Below are 13367 nucleotides of genomic sequence, written 5' to 3' on the forward strand. Positions count from 1 at the left end.
GCCCATCGCGCGCGTCCGCCCTCAGTCGAGCCGCGAGCGCAGCAAGCGACTCAAGTTGATGTCGAGCTGGCTGGAGATGAGCCGGAGCACGCTGTCGAGCTGCGAGCGGGAGAGGTTCAGCCGCTCGGCGAGCAACTGGCGCGTGCGCGCGAGCAGCTCCTCCTGCGCGCCCACCACCCACCGCGCCGCCGTGGAGCGATGCACGCCATACAGCGCGCCGAGCTGGTCGATGCTCAGCCCATCCAGGTACTTCAGCCGCAGGAAGTTGCGCTGCCTCGGGGCCAGCGCGCCGAGCGCGGCGCTGAACGAGGCCCCGAACTCCGCGCGATACGTCGTCTTGAGGTAGAGCAGCTCCGGGTCATCGCCGGGTGACACCAGCATGGACAGGTCGCCCTCTTCTGGCGGAGGCGTGCTGGCGTGCTGCCGCTGCCAATCCAGCGCGAGCCAGAGCGCCGCGGCGCGAACCCAGCCCCCCAGCGGTCCCGTGCCGGGGTACGCGGCCAGCCGCGCCGGGACGTCCGCGCTCCCCAGCAACATGCGCTGACGCAGCGACTGGCGCACCTCATCCAGACCGGGGGCGGGCAACCGCAGGCGCGCCACCGCGAGGCCCACCTCGGGGAGCAGGTGCTTCTCGAACGCGGCCAGCGCCGCGGGCACACCATCCGCGGCGGCGCGCGCGAGGTAGAGGTCCGACAGGTGCAACTTCTCCAGCCCCGGCTCCGCGGTGTCTCCCGGCAGCAAGCGCGCGAGGTGCGCGACGAAGCGGAGTGCGTCCTGCTCCACCTCGGGCCATGGCGAGCGCGCGGCGTCCCAGGCGCGGGCGAGCGCGACCTGGAGCGCGGACAGGACATGGGGAGCGGCGGTGCCTCCTCGGGCGGCGAGGAAGGCCTGGGCCAGATGCACGTCCGATGGGGACACGGCAGCGGACGATAGCACCGGCGCTTCACCCGGCGCCCACACCGCCTCGCGTCACACCGGCGGTGGCGTCCCACCTCTCCCTGGGGGTGCGAGGGGGCGCGTGCTCGGGACCCGGGCGGGCACGTGCGGGCGGGCGGCCACGCTCCCCCATGGCCCGCGCATTGCTGGTAAGGGTCGCCTCACCGTGGTGGAGGTCAACGTGGAGCAAGTGGGTGGTGGTCCGGGCGATGCGACACATGCCTCGTGGCTGGAGCTGAGCGCGTCCAATCTGCGGCACAACGTGTCGGTGTTTCGGAGCCTGGAGCGCGCGGGCGCCACGCCGCGCGCCGTGGGGGTGGTGCTCAAGGGCAACGCCTACGGGCACGGGCTCGCGCAGGTGCTGCCGGTGGTGCACGGCTCGGTGGATGTCCTCTACTTCATCGCTCCGCAGGACGCGCTCTTCGCCCGAGCGTACGAGCAGGCGAACGGGCTTGCGCCCCGTCAGATGCTGGTGCTGGGCGCGGTGGGGGCCGAGGAGTCGGTGGCGCTCGCTCGCGCGGGCGTGGACGCGGTGGTGGCCGACCACGGCTGGGTGGAGGCCGTGCCCCTGTTGCGCGCCGCGCGGCTGGAGCGCCCGCTGCGCGTGCACGTGCACATCGACACGGGCCTGGGGCGCGAGGGCTTCACGCTGGAGCAGCTCCCGCGCGAGGCGCACTTCCTGACCGAGTCGCGCGATGTCCTCCAGGTGGTGGGCGCGCTCAGCCACTTCGCCAACACGGAGGACGTGACGGAGCAGGGCTACGCGCTGGCGCAGCTCGACGCGTTCGAGACGGGGCTGGCCTTCCTCGCCGCGCAGCACGCCAGCGATGCGCCGTTGCAGCGGCACATCGCCGCGAGCGCCGCCACGCTGGTGCTGCCCCAGGCGCGCTACGAGGCCGTGCGCGTGGGCATCGCGCTGTATGGGTTCTGGCCTTCGCCGGAGACGCGGCTGTCGGCGCGGCTGGTGCTGGGCGAGCTGCCGGTGCTCAAGCCCGTGCTGTCCTGGCGCTGCCGCAGTCAGGTGGTGAAGTGGCTGCCGGCGGGCAGCTACGTGGGCTACGGCTGCACGTACCGCTGCCCCGAGCCCACGCGCATCGCGGTGCTGCCGGTGGGCTACTACGACGGCTATCCCCGGCTCGCCTCGGGCAAGGCGCACGTGCTGGTGAACGGCCGCCGCTGCCCGGTGCTGGGGCGCGTGATGATGAACCACCTCATCGTGGACGTGACGCGCGCCACCTCGGACGAGCGGCCGGTGACGGCCACGCTGCTCGGGCGGGACGGCGAGGAGTCCGTGTCCGCCGAGTCGCTCGCGGGCTGGGCGCAGACCCTCCACTACGAGTTGGTCACCCGCCTGGGCGCGCACCTGCGGCGGGTGGTGGTGGAGTAGCCCCGCGCTACGGCGTCGCGGGCGGCGACACGGCGGCGACCGGCGGCTGCACCTTCCAGCGCCGGTGCAGCCACAGCCACTGCTCGGGGTACTTGCGGATGCAGCGCTCCAGCGCGGCCGTCACGCGCGCGGTGTGCTCGGTGATGGGGTCGGCCACCTCGCCGGGCCGAGGCGGGAGGATGGGGCCCTCCACCTCCAGGCGGAACTTCGCGCCGGGGCCTCCCGGGCGCACGCCCATCACCACGAAGACGGGCGCGCCGGTGCGCTCGGCCGCGACGGCCATGGCGGGCGTGGTGGAGGCCAGCGTCCCGAAGAAGGGGACGAACACCGCGGACTTCGCGGGCAGCGCCTGGTCCAGCAGCATGTACGCGGACTCGCCTCGGTCCACCGCGTCGACAATCTCCTGGATGGCGCCGCGCGGATAGATGAGGCCCGCGCCCGCCGTCAGCCGGTTCTCGGCGATGCGCGTGTTGAGCGCGCCCTTCAGCGGACGCACCAGCGCGTTGAGGGGCACGCCCCAGCGGATGAGCATCTGCCCCGCCAGCTCCCAGTTGCCGAAGTGCGCCGTCACCAGCATCGCGCCCTTGCCCGTGGCCGCGCGGGCCTGGAGCGCCGCGAACGCTTCTTCCCCCACGATGCCCTGCTGGTCCCAGTCCGGCGTCAGCCGGTCTCCGCTGGGCAGTGACTCCACCACCACGCGCGCCATGTTGATGTACGCGCCGCGCGCGATGGCGAGCCGCTCCGCCTCGCTCTTCTCGGGCATCGCCATGGCCAGGTTCTCCATCGCCACGCGCCGACGGATGCGCAGGTGGAACGCCAGCGAACCAAGGAAGCGAGCGAGCGCATCACGCGCTCCGGGGGACAGGGCCGTGAGTAGCGCCCAGATGCCCTTTGTCAGAAAGGCGACAATCGCGCCGGGCGGCGTCCCGATGATGCGCCGCAGGTGCTCGGGCGGCGCCTTGTGACGATCGACCGCGTTCGTTTCTGGGACGGCTGGAGAGATTTTCGCGAGAGCAGGCACGGCGCGCACTCCATCGCGAAGCGGGCGTGACGGCAAGGCCACCCTCTTCCGTGCGGCGCTACCCTGCTCGCCCGGTCTGCGCCACACTGCCGCGCCATGCCCAACCTCTTCCGTCGCACGGCGCTCGCCGCCGTCACCCTGCTCGCTGCGTGCAGTGGCTCGCGGGCGCTCGCACCCGACGCGCCAACGTCCTCCCGCGAGGCCGCTGCTTCCGCGCCGAAGGCCACGCCCACCGCGCCCACGCTGCGCCTGCCAGAGGACGTGAAGCCCACGGGCTATCGCGTGGAGCTCGCGATGGATCCGAAGGCGCCCACCTTCCAGGGCTCCGTGGACATCGACCTCGCGGTGCTCAAGCCCACGTCGGTCGTGTGGCTCAACGGCACGGCGCTCGAGGTGAAGCAGGCCACGCTGGTGCAGGGCGGCAAGCCCGTGGGCGTGACGCCCGTGGTGGGCGGCAAGGACTTCCTGGGCTTCGTGCTGGAGGCGCCGCTCTCGATGGGCTCGGCGCACCTGCGCGTCGAGTACACGGGCACCGCGTCCGAGCGCGAGGTGAGCGGCGCCTTCCGCGTGAACGAGGATGGTGACTGGTACGTCTACACGCAGTTCGAGCCGCTGGGCGCGCGGCGCGCGTTCCCCACGTTCGACGAGCCGGGCTTCAAGGTGCCGTGGGAGCTGAGCCTCCGCGTGCCCGAGGGCAACGTGGCCGTCACCAACACGCCCGAGGTCTCTCGCGAGCCGGGGGCGGACCACACCGTCACCTTCCACTTCGCGCGCACGCAGCCCTTGCCCAGCTATCTCATCGCGTTTGGCGTGGGCCCCTTCGACTTCGCGCCCGCGGCGGACTCGGGCCAGAAGAAGGTGAAGACGCGCATCATCACGCCCAAGGGCCGCGCGGGCGAGGCCGCGTACGCCGCGGAGATGACGCCGCGAATCATCGAGCAGCTGGAGACGTACTTCGGCTCGCCCTACGCCTACGAGAAGCTGGACGTGATGGCGGTGCCGCTGATGGGCGGCGCGATGGAGAACCCGGGGCTCGTCACGTTCAACTCGCGGCTCATCCTGTCCAAGCCCGAGGAGGACACCATGCGCCGTCAGCGCAGCTTCGTGGGCGTGCAGGTCCACGAGCTGGCGCACCAGTGGTTCGGTGACCTCGTCACCATGGCGTGGTGGGACGACCTGTGGCTCAACGAGTCGTTCGCGTCGTGGATGGAGGCGCGCATCCTCGGCACCTGGCAGCCCACGTGGGACGAGACGGTGAAGCGGGTGGGGGAGCGCAGCTACGCGCTCAAGGAGGACGGCCTGCTGTCCGCGCGCCGCATCCGCCAGCCCATCGAGAGCAATGACGACGTGGTCAACGCGTTTGACGGCATCACCTACGGCAAGGGCTCGGCGGTGCTGGCGATGACGGAGGCGTGGCTGGGCGAGGACGTCTTCCGGCGCGGCATCCAGCGGCACCTGCGCGCGCACGCGGGCGGCAACGCCACCGCGAAGGACTTCCTGGCCGCGATGTCCGCCGAGGCGGGCAAGGACGTGGGCGCGGTGATGGACACCTTCCTGGACCAGGGCGGCGCGCCCACGGTGTCCGTCGAGCTGGAGTGCGGCGGGGGCCAGCCTCGCGTGCTCCTCTCCCAGAGCCGCTACCTGCCGCTGGGCTCGATGCGGCCGGCGCCGCAGCAGTGGAAGGTGCCGGTGTGCGTGAAGTACGCGGCGGGAGACAAGGTGGCCCGAGCGTGCACGGTGCTGGAGCAGGAGCACGCCGAGCTGGCGCTGCCCGAGTCCAAGGGCTGCCCCGCGTGGGTGTTCCCCAACGCGGAGGGCGCGGGCTACTTCCGCATGCAGCTCTCCCAGGACCTGCGCGCGAAGCTGATGAAGACCGGCTACGCCAGGCTGTCCCGCCTGGAGCGGGTGGCGCTCCTCGGTGACGCGCTCGCGCTGGTGGAGGCGGGCGCGCTGCCGGCCGCCGAGGCGCTGCCGTTGTTGGAGCAGGCCGCGAAGGATCCGGACCGCCAGATTTTCGAAGCGGGCCTGGAGCTGTTGTCCCTGGTGGAGCCGAGCCTGCTGGCCGACGGCCGGCGCGAGGATGTGCAGCGCTACATGCGCGACCTCTTCAGCGCGCGGGCGCGCAAGCTCGGCTTCACGCCGCGCGCCGGCGAGAGCGAGGACACGCGGCTGTTGCGGCCCATCGTGGTGCGGCTCGCGGGCTCCTCGGGCGCGGATGCACAGCTCGTGACCGAGGCGAGCGCCCTGGCAGCGAAGTGGCTGACGGACCGCCGGGCGGTGGCGCCCGAGATGGTGGAGCCCGCGCTCGACATCGCCGTGAAGCGCGGGACCGCGGCCTTCCACGCCCAGCTCCTCTCGGCGCTTCGTCAGGAGAAGGACCGCCGGAACCGGCAGGTCATGTTGGGCGCGCTGGGCCACACCGTTGACCCGGACCGCGTGCGCGCGAACCTGTCGCTCATCGTGGACAAGGAGCAGGACCCGCGCGAGACCATGTGGCTGCTCCTGGGGGCCTCGCGCGACACGCGCACGCAGGACCTGGCGTTCGACTTCGTGAAGACGCACTACGACGAGCTGGCGGGCGCCAACGGGAAGGCGGCGCTGCTTCCCGAGGAGTTCATCCCCCACCTCGTCTACATCGGCTCGTCGTACTGCGACGCGGGCAAGCGCGCGCAGTTCGCCCAGTTCTTCACCGAGCGCAACGCGAAGGTCTCGGGCGGCTCGCGCGAGCTGGCGAAGGTGCTGGAGTCGGTGGACCAGTGCATCGCGCTGAAGCAGGCCCAGGGCGCGAGCCTGGAGTCCTTCTTCGCCGGTCGCGCCGCGAAGGCGCCCAAGGCCCCGGTCGCGCGCTAGTCGCGGTCCGTGTGGTGTCCCCGGGCCAGCGTGGGCCCGGGGGCACGTAGCGTTCCGCGGGCCTACTTCCGGGCGCGGGACATGAACGACATGAAGGCCTCGCGGGCCTCGTCGGACTGGAGGCGCTGGACGAACTCGGCGCCCTCGCGCTTGAGGGCTTCCTCGACCTCGGCGCGGATGGGGCCGCGCACCAGGCGCTTGGTGACGCGCAGGGCCTCGGCGGGCCGCGCGGCGAAGGCGCGGGCGCGCTCCAGGGCGGTCTCGTGGAGGGTGGCCTCGGGGAGCACCTTGTTGATGAGCCCGGCGCGCAGCGCGGTGGCGGCGTCGAACGGCTCGCCCAGCATCAGCAGCTCGGACGCGAGCGCGAGCCCCGCGACGCGCGGCAGGAGCAGGCTGCTGGCGCCCTCCGCGCACAGCCCCAGGTTGACGAAGGGCATGTGGAAGCGCGTCTTCTCTCCCGCGAGCACGTAGTCGCAGTGCAGCAGCATCGTCGTGCCGATGCCCACCGCGGGGCCCTCGACGGCGGCGACGACGGGCTTGCTGAAGCGCACGAGCGCGCGCAGGAACTGGAACACGGCGCTGTCCTCGCCGGTGGGCGGGTGCTCCAGGAAGTCGCCGATGTCATTGCCGGCGGTGAAGATGCCGCCCGCGCCCTTGAGCAGCACCACGCGCACGTCGCCGTCGGCATCGGCCTGCTGGAGCGCCTGGGTGGCCGCCTCGTACATGTCATGCGTGAAGGCGTTCTTCTTCTCGGGGCGGTTCAGGGTGAGGGTGAGAATCCCCTCGGCCCGCTGCGTCAAGATGGTGTCGGACATGGCGGCGCAGCCTAGCCGAGTCCGGCGCGCGGCACGCGTCCGGGGTGACATTGACCGTGCCTATCCGACAGGGCGGGAGAGGGGTTGGCCGCTTGGTGTCCGGGGCGCTATGCCCGGGGCATGTCCACGCCTCCGGCTCGGCCCGCTTCGGACCCTCAGCGACTCCTCACGGAAGAGACGTTCGAGGGGGAGACCTTCACCAATCTGGACCTTGAGAGCGCGGACCTGCGTGGCAAGGAGTTCTTCCGGTGCTCGTTCCAGGACTCGCGCTTCCAGGGGAGCGTGTGGTCGAAGGCGAAGCTGGAGGAGTGTGTCTATTCGAGCTGTGACCTGACGCGCGCGCAGTTCTCGCAGACGGCGATGCGGGGGGTGCGCTTCGAGAACTCGAAGTTGATGGGCATTGATTGGTCGGTGGTGGCGCCCTTCCACGAGATGTCCTTCGAGGGGTGCAACCTGCGCTACGGCTCCTTCCTGGGGCTCATCTTGCGCAAGACGCGCATCGTCCAGTGCATCGCGCTGGAGACGAGCTTCACGGACATGGACCTCGCGGAGACGGACTTCGAAGGAACGGACCTCTCGGGCTGCACGTTCCACAACTGCAACCTCACGCGAGCGGACTTCCAGAACGCGATGGGCGTCTTCATCGACCCCGCGAGGAACCGCGTGAAAGAGACCCGGGTGCCCGTGGAGGCCGCGGTGCAACTGGCGAAGTCCCTGGGGCTGGTGGTGCCCGGTTACGGAGAGGGACCCAAGCTGGGGGCGGGAGGGGAGCGCAAGCGACGGCGCTGAGGTGGCGCGCGCGTCATGCCAAGACCGCGTGGGGCGCCGAGGCCGCCTTCGCGGGGACGAACTCTTCGGGCGGAGCCGAGAACCCGTTCCAGAACACCCAGAGCCGGCGGCACGGATGGCATTTGAGGAAGCTGCTCATCGACGAATAGACAGCCTCCGCATCCACCTGCCCCGAGAACCGGTCAAAGTCGAAGTCCGACATAAAGAGCCACTCGTCAGGACAGGGAATCTGGCCGTAGGGAATCTGCCGACCGCATGTACAATTCCAGCTTGGCATTCGTTTCCTCCCAAGAGTGATTCGGCTGCCGGCTCAGTCGCGCGAGCAGACTGTTGCTGGATGCTGGCCAGAAGCTCGCGAGCCTGACCTGCTTCACTCTCGCCAGTTCCTTTCCGTAGGACTTCTAGATCCTGTGAACTGGTTCTCCATCGGCCATGCGTCGGAGGCGCTCGTCTGATCGCCTCCAAGACGCAGAAGGAAGTCGTCCTCCTGTGGAGAAATAGTACTCGGCGGCAAGTACAGCCTGTTTGACGTCAACCAGGGCGTCGCGGGTGAGCGTTTGCATCCGTGTCCCAACGACACATTCGATCAGGTCAGCTGATTGGGTCGAATCAACAAGGTCGTATTCTTCAACCTCTCCGACAGCGCGAATAGAAATGAAAAGTCCAGAGGGTTTGCAGCGACTGATAATCATGAATTGATCGCTGGTTTCTGACTCGCCCATGGAGAGCGTGCATACTTCGCCAAGAGATAGGCGCTCAATCGCATCGAGTACCAAGCTCCACTCTGTGGACTCCTCATCACCATCGACTCCAACGTATTTTACGAAGCTCATCATTGCCCCAATGGGTAGACGCGCCCTTCCGGGTACTTAGGATCATGCACCTCTACCTCTTTCAGTCCCAGGATATGCCTCGCATTTGAGATTGATCGCAAGCAATAAGGACACAACTCCCTGTCAACGAAGAGCCGCGCTCTCTTGCCCTGCGCGTTATCCATGAATGCTCGATAGAAGACGGTCCCTTCGGCATGATCAACGAATGGGACAGTGGCGCCCCCATTTGCCCCATTCTCCAATGCCGCCTCCCTGACTAGCTCAAGAAAGGCCGGGCGATCTGATTTTGGAATCCCTGCCTCTTGTCCAAAGTATCGCCGACCGTCGATTTCCAGCATTGCCAGAGTTGACGTGTCCCCGCTCGAGCCTGCACGAGGAAGTCCTAGCTGCGCTCTCCGCTGCGCAAGGAGCATCGATGCTTGCCGATATTCCGCCGAACGGAAATTGATCCGTATGGGCGGAGGTATCCCTGGCACATTTGTCGCCAGCCCCTCGGCCTCAATATCGGAAAACATCCAGGTTGGCAGGTGCTCAACTGGGAGGCTCTGGCGAAGTTCGCCATAGCCATATTGGGCGCCAACTGCACCAAGCGCAACGAGCGATGCCCCATACACGCATCGCCCATAGTCTCCACTCGAAGATACTGCAACTTGCCCTGCGCCTTGCCCAATTGCCTGCCCGCTAAAATACAGCGCAACCCCGACAGCCGCCACTTTCCCCAGTCGCCCAGTCTTCCCTGTCAGCGCGAGGGCAGGCGGAACAGCGCACATGTCAATGCCGCGTTCGAGTGCCCCGAAATGGTCGATCTGATCTAGTGTGCGGACGTGGTTGGGGTCTTCATATGTCTGGGATGCGACATCCAGGGCGTAGCCGAGCGCCACTCCTGCTGCCAAGCCTTTTGGGCCGCCAGTGTAAAGTCCAATTGCGGCGGCTGTCGAGGTCATCTTTCCTCGGACTTCGCCTTGATTCATTGCGAGTGTGACGTTCTCTACCTGTCGCGAGTCTTGACAGAATTTGATTGTCAGGCCGGTAAGATCTGCAGCGCCACACATGAGCGCCAAGCCATTCCCGGGCGCCGAGGGCTCTAGTGATTGACGTCCATCCGGATCTGTATGGCGAAGCGGATTTGAGCTTGCATACAGCCAGGGCGTGAATTCAATGGGTTGGGGTAGGCGTTGCTGGGTCGCGAGGATGTCCCCCAGCAACGGGTCCTCGGATAGGAAGCGGCCCGTTCCTGCGTCGTACCATCGAGCTGATGCGGTGATGGGGAAAATAATCAAGAGCAGTAGGTATAGATGTTTTGAGAGTGCTCTTTTCATTGGGGCTCACCCATATCCAACGGGCTGAACTGAGCGCAGCGATTGCCAGGAGCGGGTCCGCAGAGTTGCGAGCAAACGCGCAGGACGCTCCCGGGTTCGTGCGATGCGCGATTGAAGACAATTGGGTCTACTGCCAAGGCAAACTGGATGGGCTTTCCGCCAGGTGTGAATAGCGTAGATAAATCAAACGCCGGGGGTTCTGGGCGCCTTGCTTCTGCCTCTGTTCCCCCTAGTGTAGATACCCTTTTCCAGTAGTCGCGAGCCAGCGGGCGGGGTGCCCCAAGCCGCGTCGTGATTTGTGCGTAGCTCAGAGCAAGTCGTGTTGCCTCCCTTGCTCGTGCAGCCTTGAGAGGCGGCCCATTCGTATCCGTTCCCCTCACTGATACCTGCATGGCCGCCAGATAGTTATGGGCAAGCGCGAGATTCCAATTGGCTGTCACGCTGCGCGGATGGACCGTGAGGGTGAGTTCCGAAAGGCGCGCAGCAAGCCCGATGTTCCAATCCTTCATGAGGCGGGCCGCAGCCTCTGCAATCAGTGCTCCCAGCAGTTCCCTTTTGGCGAGGGAGCGCATCATGGAGCCAGAAGACCGTGCCTCCTTGGGAACCTCCAAGTCTAGAATAATCCTCTCGTCATCCACCTCACCCCCACCAGAGGTTGCCTCGATGTTAGATCGATATTTCCCGTCTGAGTAGCGCAGGAAGAAATGGTGAGGGGCTTCTACCATGGCCACTGGGTAATTGAGGCGTTCAGCTACGGCGTACCAGAGCACCGGAAGAGAAACACAGTTGCCTTTCTTTGATTCAAGCAGTCGCCATAGGGAGGAAGCATCGACCCGCTCGCCTAGTGGGTCAGCCTTGTCGTAGGCATAGTTGTTCTCTCGATAGATCACTTGGTTGATGGCGCGAATCCTGTAATCAGGGTCTGTGCGTCCGCCCACCAGGGTGCGCACCTGGTCTGCAAGTAGGTTAATGCGACGCAGCCCTTCGCTGACGTTGGTGTCTGGATCCACGAATGAGCCCAAGCGCAAGGACGCTTCGCCGATGCTTAGGCGCTCCTCCGGGAGTGCTAGCAATTCCTTTGCAGCGCGCACCATGGGTGGTTCCTCTGTGGCCCGCGCAGGGGTTGGCCACCAGAGAAGTAGGGCGATGGCTGAGAGTAACCCTCTGAATGCGCTGCCGAGATTGGGTTGCAAGCTGACCATGGTTGTGCGGTGGTAGGGATACCATGCCCGGCTGACGCCGAGAATGCGGTATGTCACTACAGAGGTGCTTCTTGAGAAGCATCTCTGCGTGCCGTCCTTTTGCGCGTCGAGAGTTGTGCGCCGGGGCGCATGTCGGGTCCGCGGATGTAGAACAGTAGGGCGCTTGGGCGATATGACCTTGGCGTGTCCTTGCGTGCCGCGTCCTTGAGTGCCGTTGGCATCGCTGTCCGCTGCTTCTGCCCGTGCGCGGTGCCCCTCCCGGGCGGCGCTGCTCCTCCCTCCGAGCCCGCTCTGTTCAGCGAGGGCGTCAGCTCCACGGGGGACATGGAGTCGCATACCCAGCTCACTCCGGACGGCAAGACGCTCTATTTCCTCAAGGGCAACATCGCGTACACCACGTGGACCCTCCTGCAATCCAGTTACCGGGACGGAAAGTGGTCCACTCCCGAGGTCGCTCCGTTCTCCGGTGCCTATGCGGACGCCGACTCCTTCATCACCGCGGATGGTCACCGGTTCTTCTTCATCTCCAACCGCGCGCTGGATGGAAAAGGTCCTCTGCGCCCGGACCTGGATATCTGGATGATGGAGCGCCAGGGCTCCGGCTGGAGCGAGCCGCGTCACCTTCCCGAGCCCATCAACAGTGACCAGGATGAATGGTTCCCCACTGTCACGCGCGACGGCACGCTGTACTTCGGCTCGGAGCGTCTCGGTGGTCAGGGCGGTTCAGACATCTACCGCGCCGCTCGCGGCAGTGACGGCGCCTTCCTTGTCCCGGAGAACCTCGGTCGTCCGGTGAATACGCCGGGCTTCGAGTACGAGCCGCTCGTCTCTCCGGATGGGCGCTTCATGGTGCTCGCCGCCGCGCGTGAGGGCGGGATGGGCTCGCTGGACCTCTACCTCAGCTACCAGGACAAGGAGGGCAACTGGTCCGAGCCCAAGGGCCTGGAGCCTCGCTTCAACACGCGCGCCACGGACATTGGCGCGAAGTTCTCTCCCGACGGGCGCCTGTTCTTCTTCTCCCGCGTGCGTCAGCGCACGGCCTTGGCGGCGGCTCCGTTCCGCATTGGGTACTCGGAGCGGCTCAGGCGCTCGCATGCGCCGCAGAACGGACTGGGTGACCTGTACGTCGTGGACGCGCGGGCGCTCGGCATCGAGGGGGGCTCGGCCGAGGCCCTTCGCAGGGACGGCTGTAGAGAGTCGCGGGCTACGGCCGCAGGGCGCGGGCCACCAGCGGGGCCAGCGTCACCACCTGGTGCGGGAAGGGCAGCCCCTGCGGCGGCTCCACGCTGTCGCTGCTCACCAGCCGCTTGATAGGCATTGCACTCAATCGCTCGCGCGCGGCGCCCACCAGGAGCGCGTGCGTCGTCACCACGGTAAAGTCATCCGCGCAGCCCGCCGTGCGCAGCTCACTCGCGGCGGCGGCGAGCGTGCCTCCCGTGGACACCATGTCGTCCACGAGGATGGGGCGCTTGCCTCGCACGTCTCCGAGGAGGCCGTGTGTCTCCACCTCGCTGTCGCTCAAGCGCGCCTTGTGCACCACCGCCCAAGGCGTCCCGAGCAGCTTGGCCAGCGCCTCGGCGCGCTTCACCGCGCCCAGGTCCGGCGCCACCACCACGGACGTGCCAGTGACGTGCGGGCGCAGCGCCTCGGCGAGCACGGGCAGCGCGGAGAGGTTCTCCAGCGGCGCGCCGAAGCAGCCCTCCAGCGCGGGGTTGTGCAAGTCCACCGCGAGCAGCCGTTCGAAGCGCCCTCGCGCCATCAGGTCGGCCACGAGCCGCCCGCCCAGGGCCTCGCCGGGCCTGCCGCGCCGATCCTGTCGCGCATAGCCCACGTAGGGCACCACGGCCTCCATGCGCGCGGCCCCCGCGCGCCAGCACGCATCGGCGAGCAACAGCAGCTCCAGCAGGTGCTCACCCACGGGCGCGGACGCGGATTGCACCAGCACCACGGCGCGCCCGCGCACCATGTCGGCGGGCACCTCCACGTGCATCTCTCCGTCGGGGAATCGCTCCAACTTGCACGCGGCCGGCGCGACGCCGAGCGCCTGGGCGAGCGCTCGACCGAGGTGGGGACTGGCGCTGCCAATGACGAGGACGGGGTCCATGGGCCCGTACCCTAGCGCGCCTTCCCCTCGTTGCTTCCACCGGTCCCGCCCTCCTCGCGAGCACCCCGACGGGGGAGGCCCCGCTCGCGCCTCCGCCGCCAGTCGGCGCCA

Annotated in this window: 12 protein-coding genes; 4 read left to right on the forward strand and 8 right to left on the reverse strand. The window is 67.8% G+C overall.

Annotated features, from left to right (window positions below):
- Positions 1-21: 21 nt before the first annotated feature.
- Positions 22-918: a transcriptional regulator gene (locus KRR26_RS14170; protein ID WP_328707129.1), complete on the reverse strand. Its 897-nt coding sequence runs from the start codon at positions 916-918 to the stop codon at positions 22-24.
- Between the two features lie 184 nt (positions 919-1102).
- Here KRR26_RS14170 and alr point away from each other — a divergent pair, with 184 nt between their 5' ends.
- The gene (alr, locus tag KRR26_RS14175; protein ID WP_120206465.1) at positions 1103-2323 is read left to right on the forward strand and encodes an alanine racemase; all 1221 of its coding nucleotides are present in this window, start codon (positions 1103-1105) and stop codon (positions 2321-2323) included.
- A gap of 7 nt (positions 2324-2330) precedes the next feature.
- On the opposite strand, the gene KRR26_RS14180 is transcribed toward alr, so the two are convergent.
- Positions 2331-3344 carry a lysophospholipid acyltransferase family protein gene (locus tag KRR26_RS14180; protein ID WP_407931719.1) on the reverse strand — a complete coding sequence of 338 codons (1014 nt, stop codon included), beginning with the start codon at positions 3342-3344 and terminating at the stop codon, positions 2331-2333.
- Positions 3345-3440: 96 nt separating this feature from the next.
- Between KRR26_RS14180 and KRR26_RS14185 the strand changes: the two genes are divergently transcribed.
- The gene (locus KRR26_RS14185; RefSeq protein ID WP_120206388.1) at positions 3441-6194 is read left to right on the forward strand and encodes a M1 family metallopeptidase; all 2754 of its coding nucleotides are present in this window, start codon (positions 3441-3443) and stop codon (positions 6192-6194) included.
- A gap of 62 nt (positions 6195-6256) precedes the next feature.
- Here KRR26_RS14185 and KRR26_RS14190 read toward each other — a convergent pair whose 3' ends face one another.
- Positions 6257-7009: an enoyl-CoA hydratase gene (locus KRR26_RS14190; protein ID WP_120206387.1), complete on the reverse strand. Its 753-nt coding sequence runs from the start codon at positions 7007-7009 to the stop codon at positions 6257-6259.
- 84 nt (positions 7010-7093) lie between these two features.
- Here KRR26_RS14190 and KRR26_RS14195 point away from each other — a divergent pair, with 84 nt between their 5' ends.
- The gene (locus KRR26_RS14195) at positions 7094-7798 is read left to right on the forward strand and encodes a pentapeptide repeat-containing protein (protein WP_233576929.1); all 705 of its coding nucleotides are present in this window, start codon (positions 7094-7096) and stop codon (positions 7796-7798) included.
- Positions 7799-7811: 13 nt separating this feature from the next.
- Here KRR26_RS14195 and KRR26_RS14200 read toward each other — a convergent pair whose 3' ends face one another.
- From KRR26_RS14200 to KRR26_RS14215, 4 genes are all read right to left on the reverse strand, one after another.
- The gene (locus tag KRR26_RS14200; protein WP_217080064.1) at positions 7812-8000 is read right to left on the reverse strand and encodes a hypothetical protein; all 189 of its coding nucleotides are present in this window, start codon (positions 7998-8000) and stop codon (positions 7812-7814) included.
- 199 nt (positions 8001-8199) lie between these two features.
- Positions 8200-8574: a hypothetical protein gene (locus KRR26_RS14205; protein ID WP_217080065.1), complete on the reverse strand. Its 375-nt coding sequence runs from the start codon at positions 8572-8574 to the stop codon at positions 8200-8202.
- Positions 8575-8630: 56 nt separating this feature from the next.
- Entirely contained in the window at positions 8631-9950 is a 1320-nt protein-coding gene (locus KRR26_RS14210) for a deaminase (protein WP_217080066.1), read from the reverse strand.
- Positions 9947-11044, reverse strand: coding sequence for a transglutaminase-like domain-containing protein (locus KRR26_RS14215; RefSeq protein WP_217080067.1), 1098 nt, complete (start codon positions 11042-11044; stop codon positions 9947-9949). The genes KRR26_RS14210 and KRR26_RS14215 overlap by 4 nt, the downstream gene beginning before the upstream one ends.
- 432 nt (positions 11045-11476) lie before the next feature.
- Between KRR26_RS14215 and KRR26_RS14220 the strand changes: the two genes are divergently transcribed.
- Complete coding sequence (locus KRR26_RS14220; protein WP_217080068.1) at positions 11477-12463, forward strand: TolB-like translocation protein; 987 nt, start codon at positions 11477-11479, stop codon at positions 12461-12463.
- On the opposite strand, the gene KRR26_RS14225 is transcribed toward KRR26_RS14220, so the two are convergent.
- Positions 12357-13256: a ribose-phosphate diphosphokinase gene (locus KRR26_RS14225; protein ID WP_120206382.1), complete on the reverse strand. Its 900-nt coding sequence runs from the start codon at positions 13254-13256 to the stop codon at positions 12357-12359. The two genes, KRR26_RS14220 and KRR26_RS14225, sit on opposite strands and share 107 nt — an antisense overlap.
- Positions 13257-13367 lie beyond the last annotated feature (111 nt).

Source organism: Citreicoccus inhibens, from assembly GCF_019039035.1.
In the GTDB taxonomy this organism is placed as follows: Bacteria; Myxococcota; Myxococcia; order Myxococcales; family Myxococcaceae; genus Citreicoccus; species Citreicoccus inhibens.